The organism is Sutcliffiella horikoshii (assembly GCF_020524325.1).
Lineage (GTDB): Bacteria > Bacillota > Bacilli > Bacillales > Bacillaceae_I > Sutcliffiella_A > Sutcliffiella_A horikoshii_D.
Genome location: NZ_JAIVKY010000002.1, coordinates 102,382 through 128,649, shown reverse-complemented (window position 1 = coordinate 128,649; position 26,268 = coordinate 102,382). Strand labels below are relative to the sequence as shown.

The 26,268-nt window shown below is 40.5% G+C and carries 25 protein-coding genes, 1 pseudogene and 2 riboswitches; of the genes and pseudogenes, 23 read left to right on the top strand and 3 right to left on the bottom strand.

What is annotated here, in order from left to right; genetic code table 11:
• Positions 1–62: 62 nt before the first annotated feature.
• The 14 genes and pseudogenes from LC091_RS01900 (at position 63) to LC091_RS01835 (ending at position 9,799) form a co-directional block, all read left to right on the top strand.
• On the top strand, positions 63–329 hold the full coding sequence (locus LC091_RS01900; RefSeq protein WP_010194663.1) for a phosphocarrier protein HPr: 267 nt from the start codon (positions 63–65) through the stop codon (positions 327–329).
• A complete protein-coding gene (gene ptsP / locus LC091_RS01895) occupies positions 329–2,047 on the top strand; it encodes a phosphoenolpyruvate--protein phosphotransferase (protein WP_226680032.1) in 1,719 nt (572 codons plus the stop codon). Before LC091_RS01900 ends, ptsP begins: the two co-directional genes overlap by 1 nt.
• 306 nt (positions 2,048–2,353) lie before the next feature.
• Positions 2,354–3,580: an aminopeptidase gene (locus tag LC091_RS01890; RefSeq protein ID WP_226680031.1), complete on the top strand. Its 1,227-nt coding sequence runs from the start codon at positions 2,354–2,356 to the stop codon at positions 3,578–3,580.
• A gap of 123 nt (positions 3,581–3,703) precedes the next feature.
• Positions 3,704–4,273, top strand: a complete 570-nt coding sequence (locus LC091_RS01885) for a sigma-70 family RNA polymerase sigma factor (protein ID WP_226680030.1) — start codon at positions 3,704–3,706, stop codon at positions 4,271–4,273.
• Positions 4,266–5,030 (top strand): signal peptidase I, encoded by a 765-nt coding sequence (gene lepB / locus LC091_RS01880; protein ID WP_226680029.1) that lies wholly within the window; start codon positions 4,266–4,268, stop codon positions 5,028–5,030. Before LC091_RS01885 ends, lepB begins: the two co-directional genes overlap by 8 nt.
• A gap of 30 nt (positions 5,031–5,060) precedes the next feature.
• Complete coding sequence (locus LC091_RS01875) at positions 5,061–5,519, top strand: hypothetical protein (protein ID WP_226680028.1); 459 nt, start codon at positions 5,061–5,063, stop codon at positions 5,517–5,519.
• A gap of 66 nt (positions 5,520–5,585) precedes the next feature.
• Positions 5,586–6,029, top strand: a pseudogene (locus LC091_RS01870) (GNAT family N-acetyltransferase); the annotation flags it as partial.
• A 54-nt stretch (positions 6,030–6,083) separates the two neighbouring features.
• Positions 6,084–6,500: an aminoglycoside 6'-N-acetyltransferase gene (gene aac(6') / locus LC091_RS01865; protein WP_319003636.1), complete on the top strand. Its 417-nt coding sequence runs from the start codon at positions 6,084–6,086 to the stop codon at positions 6,498–6,500.
• On the top strand, positions 6,500–7,255 hold the full coding sequence (locus tag LC091_RS01860) for a class I SAM-dependent methyltransferase (RefSeq protein WP_404819650.1): 756 nt from the start codon (positions 6,500–6,502) through the stop codon (positions 7,253–7,255). Before aac(6') ends, LC091_RS01860 begins: the two co-directional genes overlap by 1 nt.
• Positions 7,256–7,268: 13 nt before the next feature.
• Entirely contained in the window at positions 7,269–7,736 is a 468-nt protein-coding gene (locus tag LC091_RS01855) for an NUDIX hydrolase (protein ID WP_226680026.1), read from the top strand.
• A gap of 27 nt (positions 7,737–7,763) precedes the next feature.
• The gene (locus tag LC091_RS01850; RefSeq protein ID WP_226680025.1) at positions 7,764–8,630 is read left to right on the top strand and encodes an AraC family transcriptional regulator; all 867 of its coding nucleotides are present in this window, start codon (positions 7,764–7,766) and stop codon (positions 8,628–8,630) included.
• 69 nt (positions 8,631–8,699) lie between these two features.
• A complete protein-coding gene (locus tag LC091_RS01845; protein WP_226680024.1) occupies positions 8,700–8,945 on the top strand; it encodes a cytoplasmic protein in 246 nt (81 codons plus the stop codon).
• A 119-nt stretch (positions 8,946–9,064) separates the two neighbouring features.
• Positions 9,065–9,391, top strand: a complete 327-nt coding sequence (locus tag LC091_RS01840) for a hypothetical protein (RefSeq protein ID WP_226680023.1) — start codon at positions 9,065–9,067, stop codon at positions 9,389–9,391.
• Positions 9,392–9,496: 105 nt separating this feature from the next.
• Positions 9,497–9,799 (top strand): DUF5658 family protein, encoded by a 303-nt coding sequence (locus tag LC091_RS01835; protein ID WP_226680022.1) that lies wholly within the window; start codon positions 9,497–9,499, stop codon positions 9,797–9,799.
• 19 nt (positions 9,800–9,818) lie between these two features.
• Here the strand turns inward: LC091_RS01835 and LC091_RS01830 are convergent, their stop codons facing one another.
• Positions 9,819–10,637, bottom strand: coding sequence for a YqhG family protein (locus LC091_RS01830; RefSeq protein ID WP_226680021.1), 819 nt, complete (start codon positions 10,635–10,637; stop codon positions 9,819–9,821).
• Complete coding sequence (locus LC091_RS01825; RefSeq protein ID WP_226680020.1) at positions 10,615–12,312, bottom strand: DEAD/DEAH box helicase; 1,698 nt, start codon at positions 12,310–12,312, stop codon at positions 10,615–10,617. Before LC091_RS01825 ends, LC091_RS01830 begins: the two co-directional genes overlap by 23 nt.
• A 268-nt stretch (positions 12,313–12,580) precedes the next feature.
• A riboswitch (glycine riboswitch) is annotated at positions 12,581–12,680 on the top strand.
• 3 nt (positions 12,681–12,683) lie between these two features.
• Positions 12,684–12,775, top strand: a riboswitch (glycine riboswitch).
• A 100-nt stretch (positions 12,776–12,875) separates the two neighbouring features.
• Between LC091_RS01825 and gcvT the strand changes: the two genes are divergently transcribed.
• The 4 genes from gcvT to LC091_RS01805 all read left to right on the top strand — a co-directional run bounded on the left by gcvT (position 12,876) and on the right by LC091_RS01805 (position 17,642).
• Positions 12,876–13,979 (top strand): glycine cleavage system aminomethyltransferase GcvT, encoded by a 1,104-nt coding sequence (gene gcvT / locus LC091_RS01820; RefSeq protein ID WP_226680019.1) that lies wholly within the window; start codon positions 12,876–12,878, stop codon positions 13,977–13,979.
• An 18-nt stretch (positions 13,980–13,997) separates the two neighbouring features.
• The gene (gene gcvPA / locus LC091_RS01815; protein ID WP_226680018.1) at positions 13,998–15,344 is read left to right on the top strand and encodes an aminomethyl-transferring glycine dehydrogenase subunit GcvPA; all 1,347 of its coding nucleotides are present in this window, start codon (positions 13,998–14,000) and stop codon (positions 15,342–15,344) included.
• Positions 15,341–16,807 (top strand): aminomethyl-transferring glycine dehydrogenase subunit GcvPB, encoded by a 1,467-nt coding sequence (gene gcvPB / locus LC091_RS01810; RefSeq protein WP_226680017.1) that lies wholly within the window; start codon positions 15,341–15,343, stop codon positions 16,805–16,807. The genes gcvPA and gcvPB overlap by 4 nt, the downstream gene beginning before the upstream one ends.
• A gap of 340 nt (positions 16,808–17,147) precedes the next feature.
• Positions 17,148–17,642 carry a DinB family protein gene (locus LC091_RS01805; protein ID WP_226680016.1) on the top strand — a complete coding sequence of 165 codons (495 nt, stop codon included), beginning with the start codon at positions 17,148–17,150 and terminating at the stop codon, positions 17,640–17,642.
• Between the two features lie 46 nt (positions 17,643–17,688).
• On the opposite strand, the gene LC091_RS01800 is transcribed toward LC091_RS01805, so the two are convergent.
• Entirely contained in the window at positions 17,689–18,069 is a 381-nt protein-coding gene (locus LC091_RS01800; protein WP_148988075.1) for a rhodanese-like domain-containing protein, read from the bottom strand.
• Positions 18,070–18,241: 172 nt separating this feature from the next.
• On the opposite strand from LC091_RS01800, the gene LC091_RS01795 reads away from it, so the two are divergent.
• The 5 genes from LC091_RS01795 to LC091_RS01775 all read left to right on the top strand — a co-directional run bounded on the left by LC091_RS01795 (position 18,242) and on the right by LC091_RS01775 (position 26,221).
• Positions 18,242–19,078 (top strand): lipoate--protein ligase family protein, encoded by an 837-nt coding sequence (locus LC091_RS01795; RefSeq protein WP_226680015.1) that lies wholly within the window; start codon positions 18,242–18,244, stop codon positions 19,076–19,078.
• Between the two features lie 434 nt (positions 19,079–19,512).
• Positions 19,513–22,080, top strand: a complete 2,568-nt coding sequence (locus LC091_RS01790; protein WP_226680014.1) for a vitamin B12-dependent ribonucleotide reductase — start codon at positions 19,513–19,515, stop codon at positions 22,078–22,080.
• A 454-nt stretch (positions 22,081–22,534) separates the two neighbouring features.
• Complete coding sequence (locus LC091_RS01785; RefSeq protein WP_226680013.1) at positions 22,535–23,656, top strand: GerAB/ArcD/ProY family transporter; 1,122 nt, start codon at positions 22,535–22,537, stop codon at positions 23,654–23,656.
• Positions 23,628–25,079 carry a spore germination protein gene (locus LC091_RS01780; RefSeq protein WP_226680012.1) on the top strand — a complete coding sequence of 484 codons (1,452 nt, stop codon included), beginning with the start codon at positions 23,628–23,630 and terminating at the stop codon, positions 25,077–25,079. The genes LC091_RS01785 and LC091_RS01780 overlap by 29 nt, the downstream gene beginning before the upstream one ends.
• On the top strand, positions 25,076–26,221 hold the full coding sequence (locus LC091_RS01775; protein WP_226680011.1) for a Ger(x)C family spore germination protein: 1,146 nt from the start codon (positions 25,076–25,078) through the stop codon (positions 26,219–26,221). The genes LC091_RS01780 and LC091_RS01775 overlap by 4 nt, the downstream gene beginning before the upstream one ends.
• The last annotated feature ends 47 nt before the right edge of the window (positions 26,222–26,268 follow it).

The following is a 26,268-nucleotide window of genomic DNA, read 5'->3' as shown; positions in this document are numbered from 1 at the left end:
AAAAACCATGTACATTATGTACTATCACAAAAATACACATATCCCAAAGGAGTTTGATTACAATGGCAGAAAAAACATTTAAAGTAACAGCAGATTCAGGAATTCACGCACGTCCAGCAACTCAATTGGTACAAACTGCAGGTAAATTCGATGCAGACGTAAACCTTGAGTACAACGGTAAATCTGTAAACTTAAAATCCATCATGGGTGTTATGTCTCTAGGAATTCCTCAAGGAGCGGAAATCAAGATCGTTGCAGAAGGTTCTGATGAGAGCGAGGCAATTTCTGCGATTGAAGAAACTTTGAAATCAGAAGGGTTAGGGGAATAATGTCAAACACGATTCAAGGTATACCTGCTTCTAGCGGTATTGCCATTGCGAAAGCATATCGTCTTGAGAACCCAGAGTTGTCTGTGGAAAAAAAGACGATTGACAATGCCCAAACAGAAGTAGAAAGATTTGAAAAAGCAGTAGAAATCTCCAAAACTGAATTGGAAAAGATCAAGGAGCACGCACATAAAGAGCTTGGAGCAGACAAGGCTGAAATCTTTTCTGCACACCTTCTTGTATTAAGTGATCCTGAACTTTTAAATCCAATTAAAGATAAAATTAAAAGCGACAGTGTAAATGCTGAGTATGCATTGGATGAAACAGCAGGCATGTTCATCAACATGTTTGAACAAATGGACAATGAGTACATGAAAGAGCGTGCTGCGGATATCCGCGATGTGACAAAACGTGTTCTTGCGCACCTTTTAGGTGTAACAGTTTCCAATCCTGCACTTATTTCTGAAGAAGTCATCATCATTGCAGAAGATTTAACTCCTTCTGACACTGCTCAGCTTAACCGTCAATACGTAAAAGCATTTACAACTGATATCGGTGGACGTACTTCTCACTCTGCGATCATGGCTCGTTCAATGGAAATTCCAGCAGTAGTTGGAACAAAGAACGTTATGGAAACTATCCAAAATGATACAATGGTTATTATTGATGGTTTGGACGGTGCGGTAATCGTCGACCCGACAGAAGAAGAAATTGCTACTTACAAAGAAAAGCAAGAGAAGTACGAAGAGCAGAAAAAAGAGTGGGCTAAGCTTGTCAACGAGAAGAGTCTTTCTTCTGACGGACAAGAAGTCGAACTTGCTGCAAACATTGGTACTCCTAAAGATGTGAAGGGTGTTCTTGCCAATGGCGGAGAAGGTGTTGGCCTTTACCGTACAGAATTCCTTTACATGGGTAGAACCGAACTTCCGACAGAGGACGAGCAGTACAAAGCATATAAAGAGGTTCTTGAAAACATGGAAGGAAAACCGGTTGTTGTCCGCACATTAGACATCGGTGGAGATAAGGAACTTCCTTACCTGAACCTTCCAAAAGAAATGAACCCATTCCTAGGCTTCCGTGCGATTCGCCTATGCCTAGAGGAACAAGACATTTTCCGTACACAGCTTCGTGCATTATTGCGAGCTAGCTCTTACGGAAACCTGAAAATCATGTTCCCGATGATTGCAACATTGGACGAGTTCCGCCAAGCAAAAGCAATTCTTATGGAAGAAAAAGAAGAGCTTGTGAAGAACGGTACTACTGTAAACGAGAATATCGAGATTGGTATCATGGTGGAAATTCCATCAACAGCGGTCATGGCAGATATTTTCGCTAAGGAAGTAGACTTCTTCAGCATCGGAACAAACGACTTAATCCAATACACAATGGCAGCGGACCGTATGAATGAGCAGGTTTCCTACTTGTATCAACCATACAACCCTGCAATCTTGCGTCTAGTGGACAATGTCATCCAAGCTGCACACAAAAACGGCAAATGGGCTGGCATGTGTGGAGAAATGGCTGGCGACCCAATCGCAATTCCAATTCTTCTAGGACTAGGACTTGACGAGTTCAGCATGAGCGCGACATCCATCCTGCCTGCAAGAAGCCAATTGCGTGGCATCTCTAAAGAGGAAGCTGCTTCCTACCGTGAAGAGATCCTTAGCATGAGCACAGCAGAAGAAGTTGTGGAATTTGTGAAAGAGAAGTTTAATGTGTAATTGGTAGAGCGAGGCCAACTTTCCTTATTGGGGGAGTTGGTCTTTTTTTTGTGGCTATCTATATTTATGGTATAAGGCGAAAGTCACAATAAGTTTTGGAAAAGTCACAATAACGCTTGAAAAAGTCACAATAAGCTTCGGAAAACTCACAATAACGCTTGAAAAAGTCACAAAAAGCTTCGAAAAACTCACAATAACCTCAGGGGCCATTTAAGTACCCCTCCAAAAGTTAATAAAACTCCCCAATCCTATACCGCGTAATCCTATGATACAATATTCTCATCAGCCAAAAGGAGGAAATACATAGTGATACAAGAAAAATTGACCAAATACGCGGAACTTGCGCTAAAAGTTGGGATAAATCTGCAAGAAAACCAACCTCTAGTCATCAATGCCCCGATAGCAGCAGCACCATTTGTAAGAGAGGTTGCAAAAATCGCATATAAGCTGGGTGCTAAATATGTACATACCGAATGGAACGACGAACAACTAACAAAGATTACATATGAAACTGCTTCGACGAACTCCCTCCAAACTGTTCGAGAGTGGAAAGTTAAAGGAATGGAGGAAATGGCAGAAGAAGGAGCGGCATTTATGTCCATCGTTGCTTCCAACCCAGATCTTCTAAAAGACGTGGATCCTGAACGAGTTTCGATCTCTAACAAAGCGCAGGCAAAAGCAATGCAAAATTACCGTAAATACATTCAAACAGCACAGGTAAGCTGGGCGATTGTTTCCGTGCCATCTCAAGAATGGGCAGCCAAGCTTTACCCGGACAAATCTCCGGAAGATCAGGTCGCAAGCCTATGGGAAAACATTTTCCAGGTAACGCGCGTCAATGAAAACGACCCTGTTGAAGCGTGGAATGCCCACATCAAAACCCTTCAAGAGAAGTTACAAGTGCTAAATACGAAAAAATACAAAAAGCTACATTACAAAGCACCAGGAACCGACCTGACAATCGAGCTTCCAAACGAACAAGTTTGGCTAGGTGGTGGAATGAACAATGATCAAGGTACTTATTTCGTTCCGAACCTTCCAACAGAAGAAGTGTTTACGGCACCTGTGAAAACCGGAGTAAATGGTGTAGTGTCATCTACTAAGCCATTAAATCTAAACGGAAACTTGGTAGACAACTTCAGCCTTACATTTAAAGAAGGCAAAGTGGTGGAGTATACCGCAGAGCAAGGATATGAAGTGTTGAAAAAGCTTTTAGAAACGGATGAAGGAGCCCTTCATTTAGGAGAAGTAGCGCTTGTCCCACACAGTTCACCAGTTTCCAAGCAAGAAGTGATTTTCTATAATACACTGTTTGACGAAAATGCATCTTGTCACTTGGCGCTAGGTTCTGCCTATCCGATTAATATCAAGGGTGGGGCAAAAATGACTAAGGAAGAGCTAGAAGCTAAGGGAATCAACACGAGCATGATCCATGTTGACTTCATGATTGGTTCAGAAAAGCTGAGCATAGAAGGAGAAACGGAAGACGGTGTCAAAGAAACGATTATGACAGATGGAGAATGGGCTATTTAAAAATAGAGCAGGAGAATTTCTTTTCTAAAAAGAAGTTCCCCTGCTTTTTCTTTTGGTAAAATAAAAGAAAGATTTTCCAAACTTTCCAAAGGGAAGTGTCGTCTAACTTTTATTAATGAAAGAATGGAAGAGAGGGTGATGGCTGCCTTGGAAGAACTTTTGCATGATGTTATTGACCATAAGGAAAGACACTTAGAAGGTGTGATGAATCAATACGGAAGTAGTATTGTTAAGCTGGCCTATTCTTATGTCAAGGATTTTAATATAGCTGAAGATATTTCGCAGGAGGTATTTGTAACCTATTACAATAATCTGGATCAATTTCGCGGTGAGTCCAGCGTGAAAACCTATCTTTACAGAATCACCATCAATAAATGTAAGGATTATTTGAAAAGTTGGAACTATAGAAAAGTGAAAATTTCTGAAATGTTTGGAAGAGTGATTGCGGACCATACAAGCACACCTGAACAAACGATTTTAGAAAAAGAGCATATTACTGATTTGGCGGATTTTGTGTTAGCTCTACCATTAAAATATAGGGAAGTCGTTTTCCTCTTTTATTATGAGGAACTTAGCTTGAAGGAAATAAGTAGTTTTCTTCATACCAACCTCAGTACTGTCAAGACCAGACTGACTAGAGGGAAAGAGCTATTGCGAGTTCACTATACGGATGGAGGTAGGGGTAATGATTGAACAAGAGTTGAAGCAACTTCGAAAAAAGATGGATACGACTGTCTTTCAATATGCCGCATTTTCAGAAGAACGTAAACAAAGTGTATTAAAAAATATTAAGAAGTATCCTTCCAAAAAGAAGCCTGTCTTTCTTTCATTTGGAATAGCGATGTCGATTTCTGTCTCCTTATTGGTAGTAATACTTTTTTTAAAGCCTATATTGGAGCCGACCTCTTCCGTAATTACCGATTCAATTACTTCACCCGATATTGAGAGAGTAGTGTACGAGGATGACATGATTTTATATGAATGGCATAGTGATGCCATGGATAGGGGAGATCACCATTTCTATAAAGATCTGCTTGTCATCGATCCGGCATATTATGAAGTGAATAGCGTGAACCGTGGAGATGTAGTGTACTTTACGTATCCTGAAGAAATAAAAAACGATTCGAGTATGGTTGATAAGTACAATGAACCGAAAAGTATTTCAAGAATTGTGGGGTTGCCCGGAGAAACAATTTACTTAAAAGATGCTCAGGTTTATATAGATGACAAGGAATTAGATGCATTTTATGGCAGAGGTTTGGATAATGTTTATAATCGTCCTTTATTCGAGGATGCGAAAGAAAATGATACAGAAAAATACACCATTCCTGAAGGTCATGTCTTCTTATTGGGAGATGCGTGGTGGAGGAGCTTTGATAGCAGAAATTTTGGAGCGGTTCCGATTGAAAATATAAACGGGAAGGTTTTAGGCTATCGGAAGTGGAAGTAATAGTATGGACTTTAGTCGGGGGATAGTGAAATGAAAAAGGGTCTATTATTTTTCTTAATTTGCTTCACGGTAGCTTCCTCAACTGCTCATGCGCTTAGTTGGGCATATAAGTTTGTGGTATGGGAAGGTGGAGTGTACGAAGTCACAGAGGAAGTTGTGGAAGCATCAGACATAGGTAAAAAGATTGGCGAGGTAAAAAGGATGGCTGATGATAGGACGGGGTCTTATTATGGAGACGCGTCCAACTTTTATGAAAAGGGTACGAAGTATTACGCTATTGATGGAATCGACACTGGTATTGCCATAGCAGTAGAGGAGCAGCAAGACAAATGGGTAAAAGCAATCTACCTCCATGAAACTCCATTTCATTGGACGGATATCCTACCATATATTCTGCTGGGAATTGCGGCTTTTGTCCTTTTTATTGTCTTATCCTTAAGGTACGCAAGTAAAAAAGAGCCACGTAACCAAAAACAGGGCCACCCATAAATCTTCAATTACTCTTTAGCTTATAAGTGTAAGGAGAAAAATTTAAGAACAGATAAGAGGGACAAGATTATGAATATCACACTACGGCAAATAACAGCTAAAAATTGGCAAAAGGCAATTCAATTAAAAGTGTCTGAAGACCAACAAAACTTCGTAGCATCCAACCTTTATTCCCTTGCTCAAGTTCAATTCTTAACGGATTTTAAAGCAATGGGAGTTTATGCGGAAGAGGAGATGGTTGGTTTTGCAATGTATGGTATTGATCCGGATGACGGCAATTACTGGATTTACCGACTGATGATCGACGAAAAATCACAAGGAAAAGGATATGGAAGAGCAGCGCTTGATGAAGTGTTGAATGACATTAAAAATATAAATTCCACTGCTATTCCGTATGTCGTGCTTGGCTTTGAACCAACAAATCACGTAGCGAAAAAAATGTATAAGGACGCTGGTTTTGTAGAAACGGAGATGGCTTCGTGGGGGGAGCAGCTTGCTAGGCTGGAGCTTCAATCATCAGTAGAGAGTACGGATGACAACGTCGTATTTGCTTCAAACAATTATTTGGCACAATACACTGAAATGGCGTTAGATCTGTGGCCGGAAAGCACAGAGGAAGAGCTTCATGAGTCCTTTCATGAAATCATGGCTTCCAATCGGGACAAGATTTTATTTTACCGTAAAGGTACTGAATTGGTTTCTTTCATCCACCTTTCTATACGAGTGGATTATGTGGAAGGTACAGAATCTTCTCCGACAGGATATATAGAAGGAGTCTATGTGAAGCCAGAGCATCGGAGGAAAGGTTACTCTGCAAAGTTAGTTGAAGCTGGAGAAAAATGGCTGATTCAGAAGGGTTGCAAGCAAATCGGATCGGACATCCATTTGGACAACCAAGTTAGCTATGACTTCCACATCGGGATGGGATTTAAGGAGTCAAGTAGATTAATTGCATTTATTAAAGACTTAAAGGGGGTATGATGATGAATCAATTATTGGAAAGCAATCGTAAAAGCTGGGACAAGGTCGCCCATTATTTCAACGGAGTGGATGCCCTTCCAAGTTACGGGCCCTTTACTCAAACGGAAGATGAATTGAAACTGTTAGATAATCTTCAAAATAAAAAGGTGTTGGATATCGGATTTGGAAGTGGCCATTCTTTAAAATATATGGCGGAGGAAAAAGGCGCAAGTGAACTATGGGGAGTGGATTTTTCCGCCGAGCAGAAATCAGCTGCACATAAGACTCTTCAAGGACTGGAACCCCGCTTGTTTTGTGCGCCGATGGAACAAGAAGTCGACCTTCCAAAAGATTATTTTGATTGTGTTTATTCCATTTATGCGTTGGGCTGGACGACGGATTTACAGGCAACCTTGAAGCTGATCTATTCGTATTTAAAACAAGGAGGAAGCTTCCTTTTTAGCTGGGATCATCCCTTATATGCTCATATTAGTAACGAAAATGGTGTCATGACTTTAAGTGGATCCTACCAGCAAGAAGGCCAGCATACCTTTGAAAAATTCAAAGGAGAAGATGCACCGATGACCATCCACACTAGAAAACTGGCAACCTACATAAATGAACTGATTCAAGCAGGCTTTACCATTGAGAAGGTAGTGGAAAGTGATGCGGGAGCCCGTTTTAAAGATGAGGACGCTCCGGTATCTGACCGCTACTATTCTCTTTACAAAACTCGCAGATTTCCATCAACACTAATTATTAAGGCGAGAAAATAAGGGGGAGATAGTGATGTTTTTCATTAATGTAGAAGGTGCTGTGTACAGAGGGGACAAATGGTTAATGATTGAGCGTAGTCACAAGGAGGAGCATGCAGGTGGGATGCTTTCCTTTGTTGGCGGGACGGTTGATCTAGAAGGTGCTTCTTCTAATATTTTGGAGCGGACTTTGAGACGTGAGTTAATGGAAGAAGTGGGTATCAGCGTTCATGATAACATGACGTATGTCCGCAATACTTCTTTCGTTTTACCAGATGGCCGGGAAGTTGTAGACATCGTATTCCTGTGTGAATGGCAAAATGGCGAGCCCTATCCGAAGAGTCCGGATGAGGTGGAGGCTGTTCATTGGATGACGACCGAAGAAATAATCAATCATCCTAAAACGGAAGCTTATTTACATGACAATATTAGCGAAGCGGATCGATTAAGAAATCTGCCAAAACAAAGCACAAACGAACAGGAAATCAATCGTTCACGCTGATAAGATAGACACAAGGAGTGAGGCAATATGGCGATGGTAGAGTCGATTCAGCAGGCAATCGAATATATGGAAAAGAATCTGACCGAAGACATTACGATTGAGGATATAGCTAGACATGCAAATGTATCTTCCTTTCATTTTCAACGTACTTTCGGATTGTTGACGGATACATCGGTTGCAGAATATTTGAGAAGAAGAAGGTTAACGCTTGCTGCACAGGAATTGCATACAACGGACAACAAGATCATCGATATCGCCTGTAAATATGGTTACGACACTCCCGAGGCTTTCACGAAGGCATTCCGCAGGCAACACGGCACTTCTCCAACTGAAGTGCGGAGGCATGAAGGGAAGCTGCAAACTTATAACCGCCTGGTAATCCAGGTGACATTGGAAGGGGCAGAACCGATGAAGTATAGTGTAGTGAATAAAGAGGCATTTACAGTAGCAGGGAAAAAGCGAAGATTTTCATGTGCAAATGATGAGCAGTCCAGAGAAATACCGAAGTTTTGGCAGGACGTGAATGCAGAAGGTTTCACAGATAAGCTGTTCACATTAAATAATGGTGCCATTAAAGGTGTCCTTGGTGTCTGTGAAGGAACAACAGAAGAGATGAAATCAGAACAGGTGATGGATTATTGGGTGGCTACAGCGATTGATGGTGAAATTCCGAAAGAATTGGATAAGTTGGAGATTCCTGCTTCAAAATGGGTAGTCTTTGAAGTGCATGGTCCGATGCCGCATGCCATGCAGAATACTTGGAAGCGAATCTTCTCTGAGTGGTTTCCATCCAATAGCTACGAGCATTCTGGAGCACCTGATTTTGAATTGTACACAGATGAGGATCCGTCAAGTCCGGACCTTTACTCGGAGATATGGATACCGATAAAATAGATAGTAGACCGTCCACCTTTTCGTGATAAGGTGGACTCTTATTTTTTGAAAATAGAAAGGAAGAATACCATGGAAGAGTATATTGCTAATGCGCACAAATTCAGTAGCCATCATAAAAAAGAATTAGAAAAGAATAAGATATGTGGGTGTTTTTTCTGTCTGGAAACTTACAATCCTTCGCTTATAACGGAATGGATTGATCAAGGTCAAACTGCGGTATGTCCCCATTGCGGGATTGATTCAGTTATTGGGGAAAGTTCAGGGTTTCCTATTACTAAAGAGTTTTTGGAGAAAATGAATCAAGCTTGGTTTTGATACTACAGGGTCTATAGATGCCAGAAAATGGGGAAATTCTTTAAGTCTGGCATCTAAGAGGCGGAACGATGCCAGAAAATGCAAAATATTGTTAAGTTTGGCATCTGAATAGCGGAACGATGCCAGAAAAAGCAGAAATCTGTAAACTTTGGCATCTAAGGCTACGAACGATGCCAGAAGAAGCAAAATGTCGTAAAGTTTGGCATCTAAGAGCCAGAACGATGCCAGAAGAAGCAGAAATCCATAAAGTCTGGCAACTAAGAGCCAGAACGATGCCAGAAGAAGCAGAATCCCACAAACTCTGGTATCTAAGAGCCAGAACGATGCCAAAAAGTGCAGCCCTCTTTAAATTCTGTCATCATACAGACTTAAGCCCCTTAAAAAAAACTCCCACGCCGTCTCATCACCTTATAATCCTACCCAAAAAGGAAACAATGGAGAAATAGTACTGATTATTTGTTCTTTAAAAAGAACAAAATACTTGCTTATCAATGAGAAGTAAAGGTATAATTGTTCTTATTTAAGAACATTCCACAATAAGGAGGTGTGCCATGATCAAAAAGCTACTAATCGCGCTGTTACTATTAAACATTTTTGACGGAGTTGCTACATTTTTTGGCCTTCACTTTCAATTAATTAACGAAGGCAACCCGCTAATGAAATCCCTCTATGAAACAAGTCCGGTCTTATTTTTACTCTTTAAACTTGGCATCTCGATACTTCTACTGTTCTTCATACAAAATAATCTCAAACTTAAATCAGCCATTCTTAAAGTTGTCTGCCTTACCGCCGTTTGTGTGTACAGCATGGTCAATATCCTCCATATGTACTGGATTTATTACTATATAACTTAAATAACATACACAGTGGTCTTCATCTACCACTGTGTATGTTATTGATAAAAGATGGGCCCAAATAGAAGAGTCCTCCATTAATGATTGATACGTGAATTTTCGGTTCGTATTGCTCTTGAAGTGCCTTCATTTCGGTTTCATAAGACTCCGGTTTTTCTTCATCATCCTCATAAAAATGTTTTAGAAGCTGAAGATCTTGATCCCATCGTTTCCTCGCATCTTCTGCCCATTGATGATCTTGACTTGCAATATAGCCATTAACATAATGTTCAAGCCTTGAAAGTCCGCTTGCAGGCTTGATAATCGGAGTCATAGTGAAACAAAAATCAGGAATCTTCGGTGTCAGATTAATCTTTTCCGCTTCATCTTGAAACTTTTCCAAGATCGTCCCCGTGATTAGGTGAATTCCCAGAGACATGATCACATCTTTTTTGCGGTCACACTGATAACTTATTTTCATATTTACATTCAACCACGGGTGAAGAGGAAGATGGCCCCCACCGTTATGAGAAGGAATATTTTCATACAACCGAATATAACCCGCAAGGCTTTTAGTGGATTCAAATATTTGGTGCATTCTTGGAGAGCCAAAATGGACATGATCACCTTTTAGGTCTTCAGGCGCCTTGTTGCTGTCCGTAATCAATGTCATTTTCATTGGATTCGGCACACCACCTGTTTTTTCGAGATAATGCCAATAGAAGGGGCGGTTCATCAGTTCTTTGTCCATATCGATGGTCAATTGCACGGCAAGATGGCTGTTCGTATTTTCGACTATTTCACAGCTGTTGGCTGTAAAATAACGTTCCAAAAACCTATGAATTTCCCGCTGCTGCATGTGGGCCGTCCTCCTTTTTTAACTGATCGGCAAACTCAATAATAGAGGAAAGGTTCTCCATCTTTATCTTCATTTCACCCTCTGTTTTAGAATGAAGCATGATGTCTTGAATATGCTCTTCAAGGTTCTTGATTTCCATCTTCGTCAAGATATCGTCAAGCTCGCCGATAACACGTTCAAACAGATTAATTTTTTCATATAACAACTTTAAGATATGTTCCTCAACGGTATTGCTTGTGGCAAAATTATAGATGTTCACATCACGCTCTTGTCCAAGCCTGTGAATCCGCCCAATTCGCTGCTCAAGTCTCATAGGGTTCCATGGAAGATCGTAATTAATTATATGGTTACAGAACTGCAGGTTGATCCCCTCGCCCCCGGCTTCTGTTGCGATAAGCACTTGTACATGGTTTTTAAAGAGTTCCCTCATCCAATCCTTTTTCCCTCGCTTAAACCCGCCGCGGAAGGGAACGGAGGTAATGCCATTTTGTTTTAAGAACCATTGCAGATACATTTGAGTTGCCCTGTATTCCGTGAAAATAATGACTTTATCATTTACTTTTTGGATCAGCTCTAACACTTTCTCAGCTTTAGAGTTCCGTCCAACCAAATCAATCTTTTCAAATATATTTAACAGCCCCTGTGTAGGCTGATAATGTGGATTTTCCTGTTGTTTTCGTTCAATCATATTTTTTACGGTGTAATAGACGGCCTCTCTGCTGCTGCATGCTTCGCGCTGCAAGGTCATGATCGAGAATTGACTGGTAATCGGTACATAAGGATCTGTCTTCAGCTGATTAATGGCATCATAAAGGTCTTGTTCCTCTTTTGAAAATTCAATAATACAAGACTCCACATTCCGTTTTGGCCAATCGATTCCTGTATCTCCGCGTCTGTTTCGGATCATCACTTTATTGACGAGCTCTTTTAAATAATCATCGTTTTCAAGCTTTCGATCTTTCGCACGAAATACCTCGGTGAAATTGCTCTCGCTCCCCAGATGACCAGGTTTAAGAAGGGACACAAGATTGAAAATCTCCTCCACTTTATTTTGAATAGGAGTGGCTGTTAACAAAAGACAAAACTTCTTTTTTAAATTCTGGACAAATTCATAGTTTTTGGTTTTATTATTTTTCAGTTTATGAGCCTCATCAATGATGACCATGTCATATTCCAAACTATTGATGATTTCGCGATGCGGGCTTCTTTTTGCCGTATCAATAGAAGAAACAACTACATCGCATTGCTCCCAAACATAACTCTTTTTCTGGCCGATTGCTGGGATATAGAATTTTTGATTCAATTCAATAGCCCATTGTGAAACAAGTGATGCCGGAACCAATATCAAAACCTTCTTCACTAGTCCGCGAATCATATATTCTTTAAGAATCAGGCCTGCTTCAATGGTTTTACCAAGCCCCACTTCATCTGCAAGTATCGCTTTTCCGTTCATCTCTTCCACCACGTTTCTGGCTACTTCCAACTGGTGGGGAAGGGGAGTAAGTTGTGGCAGATGGGAAGGAGCGAGTAACCCTTCAAATTCTGGGATGCTAAGGTGGTTCTCCACTTCTAATGCAAGCTTGAATAGTTCGTAATTAGCCCAAGGACCATCATCTTCCATACGTTTAAGTAGTTCGTCCTGCCATTCCTTGTCAAAAACAATCTCTACATTCATTGTTGTGCATCCTTTCTGAATTATCCAATTTATAGTATGTTGAAAAAGGATAGCGTTTTCATTAGAAAATATTGATAATCTACTTGTTTAAACACGAACGTTTAGCTATATAAAAATAATAATAATAAGTGTTTTTATATTGCCAGAATCCTTTATCTAATGGTAGGATAATAGTGAGCTTTTTAAGGCAGTTTGCCTGGCAATATAAACATGAATGTTGTAGCTTCCTATTAGTATGACCATGTTTAGAGAAAATATTATATTGCGAATGAGAACAAGGGGAGAGACTGCCATCAAAAATACGGCAGCGCCGAAGGAGCAAGCAGAATGACTGTGAATCTCTCAGGCAAAAAGACTCTTGTTGGACGCAACTCTGGAGAGTGTTTATTCTAATATTTTAGAATAAACCACCAAAGGGGAAAGCCTTTTACATAAGGTAAACTTTCAGGTGCAAAGGACAGAGAACTCTTTTTTGAAAAAGGAGTTTCTCTGTCCTTTTTTGGAGCAAAAAGGGAAAAGCGTAGGTTAACATTCTTTTAGTTAGTAAAAGGAGGAGAAAAGTAATGACTGAACTTAAAAAAACACCATTATATGACGTGTATAAAGAACATGGTGCGAAAACAATTGATTTTGGCGGATGGGATCTGCCGGTTCAATTTTCAAGCATCAAAGAAGAGCATGAAGCGGTTCGTACAAAAGCTGGATTATTCGATGTTTCCCATATGGGAGAGATTGAAGTAAAAGGAAAAGACAGTCTTGCTTACCTACAGAAAATGATGACAAATGACGTTTCCAAGCTGAAAGACGGTGGGGCACAATATACAGCAATGTGCTATCCGGACGGCGGAACAGTAGATGATTTACTGGTTTACAAAAAAGCAGATGAGGATTACTTGCTTGTTGTAAATGCCTCCAATATTGAAAAAGATTTTGACTGGTTAAAAAGCCATGCCATAGAAGAAGTAGAAGTAACTAATATCTCAGAAAGCATTGCACAGCTGGCTATTCAAGGACCAGTAGCAGAGAAAGTTTTGCAAAAGCTGACAAGCACGGACCTTTCAGAGATCAAATTTTTTAAATTTAAAGAAAATGTAGATATCGACGGAGTCTCTGCTTTGGTTTCCAGAACCGGCTACACAGGGGAAGACGGTTTTGAAATCTATTGTCAGCAAGAAGACGCGGTTCAGCTTTGGAACACGTTACTTGAAGCTGGAAAAGATGACGGGCTAGTTCCTTGCGGATTAGGTTCCCGTGATACCTTGCGCTTTGAGGCAAAGCTTGCTTTATACGGTCAAGAGCTTTCTAAAGATATTACACCAATCGAAGCTGGTATCGGTTTCGCGGTTAAAACGAACAAAGAAGAAGATTTCTTCGGAAAAGAAGTATTAAAAGAACAAAAAGAAAACGGAGCGCCTCGCAGTATCGTTGGGATTGAAATGATAGACAAAGGCATCCCGCGACACGGCTATGAAGTATTTGTCGGTGACGAGCAAGTAGGGGAAGTAACAACAGGTACGCAATCTCCAACGTTAAAGAAAAACGTCGGTCTCGCACTATTAAAGAAAGAATTCACGGAGCTTGATACAGAAGTGGAAGTGCAAGTTCGTAAAAAGCGTCTAAAAGCAAAAGTGGTCAAAGCACCATTCTATCAACGCCCGAAAAACTAACCGGAGAGGGGAACTCACATGAAACATCGTTATTTACCGATGACAGACCAAGACATCCAAGAAATGCTGCAAGTAATAGGAGTACAAAATATTGACGAACTATTTTCAGACATCCCGGAAAGCGTACGCTTTGACGGAGAACTGAAAATCAAACAAGCAAAATCTGAATCAGAATTGATGCGCGAGTTAAGTGAACTTGCTGCTAAAAATAAAGACTTACGTAAGCACGCTTCCTTCTTGGGAGCTGGGGTATACGATCATTACATGCCAGTCATTGTGGACCACGTTATCTCCCGTTCTGAATTTTACACAGCATACACACCTTACCAGCCTGAAATTTCACAAGGGGAATTGCAAGCAATCTTTGAATTCCAGACAATGATATGTGAACTAACAGGCATGGACGTTGCAAACTCCTCCATGTATGATGGCCCAACAGCCTTTGCAGAAGCTGCTATGCTTTCATGCGGTCATACGAAAAAGAAAAAAGTGCTTATATCAGGTGCTGTACATCCTGAAGCAAAAGCAGTTGTATCCTCTTACGCAAAAGGTCAATATGTCGAAGTAGTGGAAATTCCAACGAAAAACGGTGTAACCGATGTAGCGGCACTAGAAGATATGATGTCATCTGATGTTGCAGCAGTTATGGTTCAATATCCAAACTTCTTTGGTCAAGTCGAACCTCTACAAGAAATTGAAAAATTAGCACATACAGACAAAGGCATGTTCGTCGTTTCTTCTAATCCTTTGGCGCTAGGTGCTTTGACTCCTCCAGGAAAGTTCGGCGCTGATATCGTAACAGGTGATGCACAGCCATTCGGTATCCCGACACAATTTGGTGGACCTCACTGTGGTTATTTTGCGGTGACATCTAAATTAATGCGTAAAGTTCCTGGTAGATTAGTAGGACAAACGGTGGACGAGGAAGGCCAACGCGGGTTCGTTCTGACGCTTCAAGCACGTGAACAACATATCCGTCGTGACAAAGCGACCTCTAACATTTGTTCCAATCAAGCGTTGAATGCACTAGCTGCTTCTGTTGCCATGACTGCCCTGGGCAAAAAAGGTGTGAAAGAAATGGCCGTACAAAATATCCAAAAAGCGCAATATGCGAAGCGTTCACTGGAAGCGGCAGGTCTTGAAGTAACATTCAGCGGACCATTCTTCAATGAATTTGTTGTAAAGCTTTCCACTCCAATCAAAGAAGTCAACCGGAAGCTTCTGGAAAAAGGATTAATCGGTGGCTACGACTTAGGAACGTACTACCCAGAACTTGAAAATCATATGCTGCTTGCGGTTACGGAGTTGCGTACAAAAGAGGAAATCGACACACTAGCGAGAGAAATGGGGGCTCATCAACAATGAAAAAGCAAAACCAACCACTCATTTTTGAAATGTCCAGAGAAGGTCGTATCGGATACAGCCTGCCTGAAAACGATGTACCAGAAGTAGATTTAGCAGAACTTTTCCCAGCTGAATACATCCGTGAGGAAGCACCTGAACTGCCGGAAGTTTCCGAACTTGATATTATGCGTCACTATACTGCATTAAGTAATCGTAACCACGGTGTGGACTCTGGCTTCTACCCGCTAGGTTCTTGTACGATGAAATACAACCCGAAAATCAATGAAAACGTAGCACGCTTCCCAGGCTTTGCACATATTCATCCATTGCAGGATGAGTCCACTGTACAAGGTGCGTTGGAATTAATGCACGATCTTCAAGAGCACTTAATTGAAATTACCGGAATGGACGAAGTGACGTTGCAACCTGCGGCCGGAGCTCACGGTGAGTGGACTGGTCTAATGATGATTCGCGCCTTCCATGAAGCAAACAATGACCATAACCGTACTAAAGTTATCGTTCCTGACTCCGCACACGGAACAAATCCGGCATCTGCAACAGTAGCTGGTCTTGAAACCATTACGGTAAAATCGGACGAAAACGGTTTGGTAGATTTAGAGGATCTTCGCAGAGTGGTAGGGGAAGACACGGCTGCTTTGATGCTGACGAACCCGAACACGCTAGGTCTTTTTGAAGAGAATATCTTGGAAATGGCACGCATTGTCCATGATGCAGGCGGAAAGCTTTATTATGACGGAGCAAACCTAAATGCTGTACTTAGCAAAGCGCGTCCTGGCGACATGGGCTTTGATGTGGTTCACTTGAACTTGCACAAAACATTTACTGGCCCTCACGGTGGCGGTGGCCCTGGTTCCGGTCCAGTCGGCGTAAAAGCTGATTTAATTCCTTATTTGCCAAAACCACTTGTGGTGAAAAAAGAAGATGGCACGTTCGGATTCGATTACGATCGTCCACAATCTATCGGTCGCGTGAAGCCGTTCTACGGGAACTTCGGCATCAATGTTCGTGCTTACACATATATCCGTTCTATGGGTCCAGATGGATTGAAAGCAGTAACGGAATATGCAGTACTGAACGCGAACTACATGATGCGCCGTCTGGCAGAGCACTACGACCTGCCATTTGACAGACATTGTAAGCATGAATTCGTGTTAAGCGGTAAGCGTCAGAAGAAGCTTGGTGTTCGTACATTGGATATTGCCAAACGCCTGCTTGACTTCGGCTACCATCCGCCAACCATCTACTTCCCATTGAATGTGGAAGAGTGCATCATGATCGAGCCAACAGAAACGGAATCAAAAGAAACATTGGATTCCTTCATAGAAGCGATGATTCAGATTGCTCGTGAAGCGGAAGAAAATCCGGAAGTAGTGCAAGAAGCACCTCACACAACTGTGATTAAGCGATTGGATGAAACTTTGGCAGCGCGTAAGCCAGTGTTGCGTTATAAGAAGGAAGCTTGATTATAGGATTTGATTTTGTTTAGAGAGAGGACAGGGCGACCTGTTCTCTTTTTTGTGTGTTGTGGGTAAGTTGTATGAGTGTCGAATTATGTTTAGTTGTGTCGATTTCTTGATATAATCTGATTTTTCTTGATATATCTCGTAAATTATTGATATATCCCAGATTTTATTGATATATTGAAATTTTTCTTGATATATTCCAATTTTTGTTGATATCCTCTGCATTCGGCCCCCGTACTACCCCTCAAATCCCTAAAATCAGCACGCCTCATCTCTTTTCACTTCTCAAACTCCCCAAAAACCCGTAAGATATAATTAGAACCAAAGGGAGGGAAAGCAAATGTACTATGAGCAAACCTATAAAGCCCGAGAAGAGCTGCTGGAATTACTAAATGGAATCTCAGAAGAACAACTGCACCAAAAGCACGAAAACCTCTGGACAGTCTCTCAAAACGTAGAGCACTTATACCTGATCGAAAACAAGATTACCAACGGCCTGAGAAAAGCGATTGAAGTAAAGCATGAAGTGGAAGAGAAAGAATTAAATCTGGCAAAAATCCTAGCCAACAGAACATATAAAGTGGTAGCTCCGGAAGACATTACTCCATCCGAACACCCTTATACAAAAGCAGAACTAGTGGAGCTGTTGGAGCAATCCAGAAATAACTTAAACACATTCATCCAAGAAGTGGACGATGAATCATTACATAAATACGGATTCAATCATCGTTGGATCGGGGACCTTTCCGCACAGCAATGGGTACAATTAATCGGTTTCCATGAGCGTCGTCACATTGATCAAATCAATCAAACAATAAACAACACCGTCCAATAAACACAAAAGAGCACTCACAAAATCAAAATGTGAGTGCTCTTATCTATTAATTCTTCGTTCTAATCTTACCGCCCCATTGCTTGAAGCCGCCCTTAAGTTGATAAAGCTGGGTGTAACCTTTACGCTTTAACATTTGAGCTGCACGACCACTGCGCATGGTGTTCTGGCAATAAATATAGACCGGCTGGTCTTGACGGACCTCTCTTATTCTCATTTTCATTTGAGAAAGAGGAATATTTCGTGCGCCAAGGATATGTCCGCCTTCGTACTCTTTTGGTTCACGGACATCAATCAATTGCGCTTTACGATATCCAGCGCGAAATTCTTCTTCCGTTAAGGTTGTTAGAATTTTACGTTGGTAGATGAACATGATCACTGAATAGACAATAAATGCTGCCAAAATTCCTAATGTTACGTACAAAGCCAAACTAGACAACCCCTCTTTTTCTTTTTATACCAAAGTATATTATATAAAAGCTTGGACGAAATGTCATCCTTTTCTACTATTCCCCATAAAAAACTGCCAAGCTTTAACTTTGAAATCCTCGTGCACTTTTGGTAGACTAATTCATCATACAAACATAAATGAGGTACATAATATGACGAAGGAAACTTGGAGATTTATTGATTCTCAAAATCAATCTCCAGCATTTAATATGGCGCTTGATGAGAAGTTATTGGAATGGCACAGCGAAGGATTAATTCCACCAACGATTCGTTTCTACGGTTGGAACCCTGCGACACTATCTGTCGGCTATTTTCAAAAAGTAGAAAAAGAAATAAATATGGATCGTGTAAAAGAACTTGGCCTTGGGTTTGTTAGAAGACCTACAGGCGGACGCGGTGTTCTTCATGACAAGGAACTAACATATAGTGTCATCGTGTCTGAAGAACATCCAGAGATGCCTCAAACGGTCACAGAGGCTTACAGAGTTATTTCAGAAGGCATACTAGAAGGGTTCAAGGCGCTTGGACTGGATGCATACTTTGCAATTCCAAGAACAGAAGAAGAAAAACAAGGGTTAAAGAATCCGCGTTCCTCTGTATGTTTTGATGCACCTTCCTGGTACGAGCTTGTAGTAGAGGGTAGAAAGGTTGCCGGCAGTGCACAGACACGTCAAAAGGGCGTGATCCTACAGCACGGTTCCATTCTACTAGATATTGACGAGGACATGCTGTTTAGTCTCTTCCACTATCCAAGCGAGCGAGTGAAAGAACGCATGCAGAAGAATTTTAAAAATAAAGCGGTGGCAATTAATGCCTTACGCGAAACTCCCGTAACAATTGAAGAAGCAAAAAAAGCTTTTTATGAAGGATTTGAAAAAGGATTAAATATTACGCTTGAGCCATATGAGCTGACAGAAGCGGAACTGACTGAAGTTCACACCATAATGGAAAAGAAATATTCCGCAGACGAGTGGAATTATAAAAGATAACGAGGAGCATATTTCTCGTTATCTTTTTGTTTTGCACTACATGTAGTGGGGTAGTGAAAAGAGTCGACTAGATATACAAAAGTCAAATAAGAAAAATAAAAAAATATTTTTCGTCAAAAAGGAAGGATTTTCTTAAAACGTTGGTATAATAGGCTCGCTATATTTCGTAAAAATGCGCAAGCGACAAAAAAAGTGGTTGTGCCTCGAAAATAGATAATAATCTTCGTTTCTCTTGATTTTCCTCCTTAATTTGACCCTTTTACAATTTGACAAATTTAGATTCTTTCTGCAGAAAATCAATATATAGTAGTGTCGAAAATAATTCATATACTATATGTTGATATTTTATTAGGAGATATGATACCTTATCTATACAAACAAATTTTACAGAAGTAACTTTTGGTAGAACTACTAGTTTTAGAGGAGTTGTAATAATGACGATCGCTATTAATGAATCCAAATTGAAAATCAATGTAGAACGCTTGAACAAGGACATCAACTTGTTTCCTCAAGTACATCCCATTACAGAGGACATGACCACCACTCATAAAGGTGTTTCCCGCCTGGTCATGCTCGATCGTTACGCATTCAAAGATACAGAGAAAGTAACCCTTACAGCTGGAGATTTTGTTGTATTAACGATAAAAGAAGATCCTAAATTCCCTGCAAGAGGTCTTGGTTTCATACAAGACATAGACTGGTCTACCAAGAAGGCTTCTGTACTAATTGAAGAAGAGTATCGTGGAGTTCTGACAAAGCAAGGAGAAGCCGAAACGGGCGTTGTCGTTCGTTCCCTGGATGTCATTGAAAAGCCTCTAGAAGTCTTCTATGAGCAAATTGCCAAACGTAACGCCAAGGGCTTGGCAGCAGTAGAAACGACAGAAGAGAAGCGCCAGGAATGGTTTGAGAAGTTCTATCATGAATTGGTTAACATGAACTTTGTACCGGCTGGACGAGTGTTATACGGAGCTGGAGCAGACACAGATGTAACTTACTTCAACTGTTACGTGATGCCGTTCGTACAAGATTCCCGTGAAGGAATTTCGGAACACCGTAAACAAGTAATGGAAATTATGAGCCGCGGAGGCGGAGTTGGTACAAACGGATCAACGCTTCGTCCACGAAACGCACTTGCAAGAGGGGTTAACGGTAAATCCTCCGGTAGTGTCTCCTGGTTGGATGACATTGCAAAATTGACGCATCTTGTGGAACAAGGTGGATCAAGACGTGGAGCTCAAATGATCATGCTAGCAGACTGGCACCCAGATATCGTAGAATTCATCATCTCCAAAATGCAAAACCCTAGAATTCTACGTTACCTGATTGAAAATACAAACGACGAGAGCATCAAAAAAGCTGCTGAAGATAAGCTGAAGTTTACACCATTAACAGATCAAGAAATCACAATGTACCAATCTGTTACAAACTTCAAGCACATCCCTGGATACGGTGGATTTACAGAAGCCATCATCAAGGATGCAGAGCAGAAGTTAAAAGTAGGTGGAACGTACACGGTTCATAACTCAGAGTTTCTAACAGGAGCGAATATCTCCATTACCCTAACAAAAGAGTTTATGGAAGCTGTTGAAAACGACGCTGACTTTGATCTTCGTTTCCCTGATGTGGAAGCATACGATAAAGACGAAATGGCTATTTATAATGAACAATGGTCGGAAGTTGGAGACGTGCGAGAGTGGGAGAAACTTGGTCACAAGGTGAGAGTGTACAGAAAGATTAAGGCGAAAGAGCTTTGGAACCTAGTCAATATCTGTGCAACATACTCAGCAGAACCAGGAATCTTCTTTATCGACAATGCCAACGATATGACCAATGCAAAAGCATACGGACAAAAGGTTGTAGCAACCAACCCATGTGGGGAACAACCCCTCGCACCATTTTCAGTCTGTAACTTAGCAGCGGTTAACTTGGCTCAATTTGCAGACAAGGATACGAAAACAGTAAACTTTGAAAAGCTGAAACAAACGGTTGAAGTTGGCGTAAGAATGCAAGATAACGTTATTGATGCGACGCCTTACTTCTTAGAAGAAAATAAAAAACAAGCATTAGGAGAGCGCCGTGTAGGCTTAGGAGTAATGGGCCTTCATGATCTTCTAATCTATTGTGAAACAGAATACGGTTCTGAAAAAGGCAATGAGCTTGTAGATAAAGTATTTGAAACAATCGCAGTTACTGCATATCGTGCTTCTGTGGAACTTGGAAAAGAAAAAGGAAGCTTCCCGTTCTTAGAGGGCGCAACAGCAGAAGAAACGAATCGTCTTCGTGACGCATTCACGAAAACAGGCTTCATGAGCAAAATGCCGGAAGATATCAAACAAGGCATTCTAACTTCAGGAATCCGTAACTCTCACCTTTTAACAGTAGCTCCAACTGGGTCTACAGGAACAATGGTAGGGGTATCTACAGGGCTTGAGCCATACTTCTCCTTCTCCTACTTCCGCAGTGGACGATTAGGGAAGTTCATTGAAGTAAAAGCTGATATCGTTCAAGAATACTTGGATGCTAACCCAGAAGCGGATGCAGAGAACCTTCCAAACTGGTTCATCTCTGCTATGGAACTTGCTCCTGAAGCACATGCTGATGTTCAGTGCATCATCCAAAACTGGATTGACAGTTCTATTTCCAAAACAGTGAACGCGCCGAAAGGATATACAGTAGACCAAGTTAAGAAAGTATACGAACGTCTTTATAAAGGCGGAGCAAAAGGCGGTACCGTTTATGTGGATGGAAGCCGTGACTCTCAGGTGCTGACGCTAAAAGCAGAAGAGAACACGATGGATGAAGGCGAACAGATTCAGATGGAAGATGTGGTGAAAAAGCCGGTCGTGCTTGTAGAAACAATCAATGATCTTCGTTCTACAAATGTACAATATGGATCAGAAGTAGGGAACACATGCCCTGTATGCCGTATTGGAACGGTTAAAGAGATTGGTGGTTGCAATACTTGCACAGATTGCGGTGCGCAGTTGAAGTGCGGATTATAATAGAAATAGTACGAGTATGGGATATTAATGTATTCCATACTCGTTTTTTTGTTTCGTTATATATTAGGAGAGAAGGCCTCTCTACGCCCGAAATGACCCAGGAAAAGTCCAAACGGTAAGAGAGAAGGCCTTTCTACGCCCGAAATGACCCAGGAAAAGTCAAAACGGTAAGAGAGAAGACCTTTCTAAGCCCAAAACGACGCAGGAAAAGCAAAAACGGTAAGAGAGAAGGCCTCTCTACGCCCGAAACGACCCAGGAAAAGTCCAAACGGTAAGAGAGAAGGCCTTTCTACGCCCGAAACCATCCACGATAGGATCAAACGGTAAAAGAGTCGTCACCGAAAACTCAAATTAACAGTCCGGACAAAACCTCTTTTATAATAAATGTTGAATTGGCATATTTTATCAAATCTAGGTCATCATAAATATATCTATTAGAACCTGGAGATGACCCATGCAGAACGTTACAAAAATTCTAATCCCAAGACAGTTGTTCATGATGCTGGTATTATCAACAGGGTTACTCAATCACGTAATCCTGATTCCGAATCTATTAAATGCTGCAGGCAGGGACAGTTGGATAGGTGTGCTCATAGCTTACCCAATCGCCCTCGTCTTTTTATGGTTAGTATATTTTATAACCAAAAACTGCTCTGAAAAGGGATTTTTCGCAATGGTTGAGAAACGGTTCGGTAAAATTGTATCTGCAATCATTTCACTGCCAGTCGTCCTTTATTTATTGTTGAGTGCATATGTCACCTATAGAGATTTAATGATTTGGCTGAATGCATACTTTTTATCAGATGCTTCGGTTACAATGATTAATTTCATAATGATAATAGTTTGCTGTGTGGTTACACTTGGTGGAATAAAGTATATGGCTATTTCTAGCGGATTTTTGCTTCCTTTAGTGATGGTTTTTGGAATTTTCATCGCTATTACCAATTCGACTATAAAAGATCCAAGCTTGCTATTCCCATTGCTGAGTGAAGGATACACACCAGTGATAAAAGCGATTATCTATTCTCTTTCAGGACTTCTTGAAATCTACCTTGTCGTTTTGTTGCAACCATATACACAATCTCCGATAAAATTCCGGCACCTTTTCATATTGATTACTTTATTAATGGGGTTGATTCTTGGTCCATTGACGGCTGCTATTATGGAGTTTGGGCCAGTTGAATCAGCGAATTTCCGCTATCCGGCTTATGAACAGTGGCGGGTCCTCAATATTGGCGATTATATCTCACACATGGACTTTTTTGCCCTCTATCAATGGCTTAGTGGGGCTATTATTAGAATTGGGTTATTTATCTATCTTGCAGCAGCTTTTTTCAACAAGAAGAAAAAACAATATCAATTGAATCCTATATTAGTTGCAGGTATCTACCTGATTTTCTTTGGTGTTATGTGGGTAGAAGTAGAAACCTTTTATTTCTATGAGTTTATTTATCGTTATTTTTTACCAGCATGTATGGCATTTTTTCTTTTTCAAATACTAATATCAGCACTACTGATACTAGTTATAAGGAAAAGAGAGGATTCACATGGAAAACAAAACAAACCTGGAATGTAAAGATGAACTCACTGAAAAAGTGTATCAACTTAAATCTCTATTCAATCAAAGCCAGGATTTCGTTTGTACAAAGCATAAAAATGACTGTGAATCATTTGAACTTTTATACATAGATAGCCTCGTTAACTTACAATATTTAGATCAATACATTTTGCCTAAGCTTAATGAATGTGGGAATGCATCCATCAAGTTGCAGCTCCAGACATTATTTCAAGTAGAAGAGGTCACCTCCAAATCGTTGGAAGATGTGGCTTCTTTGCTATTTGACGGAAATGTAATTTTTTATGTCGAGGATAGTCTGTTAAGTATCAGCGCTGGTGAATTTCCAAAGCGTCAACCTGAGGAATCTGCATTAGAAACCTCTATCAGAGGCCCTAAGGATGGGTTTGTAGAGGACATCAAAACAAATGTTTCGTTAATCAGAAGAAGACTTAATACCCCCTCATTATGCATGGAAAAATTCACAATTGGGAAACGGAGCAAGACAAAAGTAGTATTAATGTATCTGGATGATGTCATTGATAAGAAAATTCTCCATGAAATAAGAACGAAACTGAATAAAGTAGAGCTCGACATTTTAACAAGTGCTTATGAATTAGAATCCTTGGTGCGGGACCGCCCTTATTCTCTTTTTCCTACGATGGACTTTTCGGGTAGACCAGACTTTGTAGTACAGGTTTTGAACCAAGGACGATTTGCCCTCCTAGTCGATGGTAATCCAACGGTCTCATTTGCACCAGTAAATTTGTTACTGCAAACTAAATCACCAGAAGATACCTATATAAATTTTTTTTATGTATCGCTTGAACGGATAATTAGAATGCTTGGGATCATGGTTTCTGGTTTTTTACCAGGAATTTGGATTGCTTTTTCCGCCTTTAATATTGAGCAAATACCATATTTACTTGTTGCAACAATTTCTGTTTCCCGTTTTGGTTTGCCTTTGTCTGCTCCAATAGAGATGTTCATCATTTTATTTCTTTTTGAGTTATTTAATGAAGCAGGAGTTCGCCTTCCTAGGGCAATTGGTCAGACGGTAGCGGTTCTTGGTGGATTAATCGTTGGAGATGCTGCAATTAGAGCAGGTTTAACATCGCCGACTATGTTAGTGGTAGCGGCCATCACCTATATCGCTTCCTTTACCTTGGTGAATCAATCACTTAGTAGTGCTATTACCATTATTCGCTTTACCGTTATATTGATGAGTACATTTTTTGGATTGTTTGGTGTGATTCTAGGTTTTATACTGACTGTTTTCTATTTTTCCACGTTAAGTTCATTTGGAGCGCCATACTTTGGTTCCTTGGCTCCAATTAGCTTAACAGAAGTGGTCAAATCCTTTTTAAGAGCTCCTATACAATTTTACAAATCAAGAAATGAGTCTACAAGTCCGGATGACGCATCAAGGGGGAATCAAAATTGAGCTACAAAGGAGTATCTTCCATTCTTCTAAGTATATTTCTGCTTACCGGGTGCGGGGGCATTAAAAATATCCAAGACCTCACCTACATTGTGGCCATAGGTATGGACTATGATGAAGTAGAAGATGAGTATATCGTTTACCTTCAAGGGTTGAATTTTGCTAATGTGGCAAAACAAGAAGGCGGGAAACCTGTTGAAAAAATCCCTAGCTTTGTTGGGTCTGGAAGAGGCAAGACATTGAACCTTGCTGTTAGTGAGTTATATGGTAAGTCGGAGCCTCCGATTTTTTTTGGACATGTTAAAACGCTAGTCCTTAGTCAACGATTGATCAATAAGAAATCAAAGGAAGTCTTAGAGGAGGTGGCCAGAAATAGATCACTAAGACATAGGTTGAGGATTGTAACGACGGAAGAAAGCATAGAGGAGATTTTTAACATTAAAGCTTTATTCAATTATCCTTCTGTATACACTGTTCTTTTTAAAGGAAAAGCAAATGGAATGGCACAGGATGAGTTACAACCAACATCGCTATTATACTTTCTAAGGTCCTATTATGAACCAATGGGAGTTGCGAAAATTCCTATAGTGACAATCAATACAAGTGCATGGAAATCAGAAGAGGAATTTCCAGTACTTTATTACGATGGATACACTATGTTTCAACGGCAATCGTTTGTTAAAAACATTCCTCTAGAAGATTCCGTCTTTCTAGATTGGATGGTAGAGAAGGATTTAGCCCTAAATCGCCCAGTTAAGGATAGTGAAGAGTTGATAGCAGCAGTAAAGCTGTCCAGTCCTAAAATGAAGATTACTTACGAAAAAGATAGTAAAGAACCCTCTTTTTCCATTGAGGTTTCTGCCAGTGCCGACTTGCTTGAAAAATTAAAGGATGTCTCTGTAGACGAGCTGAAAAAACTATTGGATGAAGATATTAAAAAGCAAATTATCAAGCTTTTTGAACAAGGAGTGGAGAGTAAACTTGATTTGTTAAATGCTGGTGAGAAATGGTATCGACAACACCCAAAGGCTTTTAAAGAATTAAATGATTCCAAGAAATTTTATCTCCAAAAGGATTCCTTGAAAGATGTAAAAGTCGATATACAAATCTTCCACTTCAACAGTTATGAATATGAAAAGAATTAAATAGCTATCAGACAGTAATGTAACAAAACCCTAACTTGTCATCCCCC

What these genes read in the sequence shown, in the direction of transcription:
- LC091_RS01830 (WP_226680021.1), bottom strand. Translation starts at nt 10,637, where the DNA reads ATGCAGCAGCGGGAAATTCATAGGTTTTTGGAACGTTATTTTACAGCC.
- LC091_RS01790 (WP_226680014.1), top strand. Translation starts at nt 19,513, where the DNA reads ATGACGATCGCTATTAATGAATCCAAATTGAAAATCAATGTAGAACGC.
- LC091_RS01805 (WP_226680016.1), top strand. Translation starts at nt 17,148, where the DNA reads ATGTACTATGAGCAAACCTATAAAGCCCGAGAAGAGCTGCTGGAATTA.
- LC091_RS01835 (WP_226680022.1), top strand. Translation starts at nt 9,497, where the DNA reads ATGATCAAAAAGCTACTAATCGCGCTGTTACTATTAAACATTTTTGAC.
- gcvPA (WP_226680018.1), top strand. Translation starts at nt 13,998, where the DNA reads ATGAAACATCGTTATTTACCGATGACAGACCAAGACATCCAAGAAATG.
- lepB (WP_226680029.1), top strand. Translation starts at nt 4,266, where the DNA reads ATGATTGAACAAGAGTTGAAGCAACTTCGAAAAAAGATGGATACGACT.
- LC091_RS01785 (WP_226680013.1), top strand. Translation starts at nt 22,535, where the DNA reads ATGCAGAACGTTACAAAAATTCTAATCCCAAGACAGTTGTTCATGATG.
- LC091_RS01845 (WP_226680024.1), top strand. Translation starts at nt 8,700, where the DNA reads ATGGAAGAGTATATTGCTAATGCGCACAAATTCAGTAGCCATCATAAA.
- LC091_RS01825 (WP_226680020.1), bottom strand. Translation starts at nt 12,312, where the DNA reads ATGAATGTAGAGATTGTTTTTGACAAGGAATGGCAGGACGAACTACTT.
- LC091_RS01860 (WP_404819650.1), top strand. Translation starts at nt 6,500, where the DNA reads ATGATGAATCAATTATTGGAAAGCAATCGTAAAAGCTGGGACAAGGTC.
- LC091_RS01850 (WP_226680025.1), top strand. Translation starts at nt 7,764, where the DNA reads ATGGCGATGGTAGAGTCGATTCAGCAGGCAATCGAATATATGGAAAAG.
- LC091_RS01795 (WP_226680015.1), top strand. Translation starts at nt 18,242, where the DNA reads ATGACGAAGGAAACTTGGAGATTTATTGATTCTCAAAATCAATCTCCA.
- LC091_RS01840 (WP_226680023.1), top strand. Translation starts at nt 9,065, where the DNA reads ATGCCAGAAAAAGCAGAAATCTGTAAACTTTGGCATCTAAGGCTACGA.
- LC091_RS01780 (WP_226680012.1), top strand. Translation starts at nt 23,628, where the DNA reads ATGGAAAACAAAACAAACCTGGAATGTAAAGATGAACTCACTGAAAAA.
- gcvPB (WP_226680017.1), top strand. Translation starts at nt 15,341, where the DNA reads ATGAAAAAGCAAAACCAACCACTCATTTTTGAAATGTCCAGAGAAGGT.
- LC091_RS01855 (WP_226680026.1), top strand. Translation starts at nt 7,269, where the DNA reads ATGTTTTTCATTAATGTAGAAGGTGCTGTGTACAGAGGGGACAAATGG.
- LC091_RS01885 (WP_226680030.1), top strand. Translation starts at nt 3,704, where the DNA reads ATGGAAGAGAGGGTGATGGCTGCCTTGGAAGAACTTTTGCATGATGTT.
- ptsP (WP_226680032.1), top strand. Translation starts at nt 329, where the DNA reads ATGTCAAACACGATTCAAGGTATACCTGCTTCTAGCGGTATTGCCATT.
- LC091_RS01900 (WP_010194663.1), top strand. Translation starts at nt 63, where the DNA reads ATGGCAGAAAAAACATTTAAAGTAACAGCAGATTCAGGAATTCACGCA.
- gcvT (WP_226680019.1), top strand. Translation starts at nt 12,876, where the DNA reads ATGACTGAACTTAAAAAAACACCATTATATGACGTGTATAAAGAACAT.
- LC091_RS01875 (WP_226680028.1), top strand. Translation starts at nt 5,061, where the DNA reads ATGAAAAAGGGTCTATTATTTTTCTTAATTTGCTTCACGGTAGCTTCC.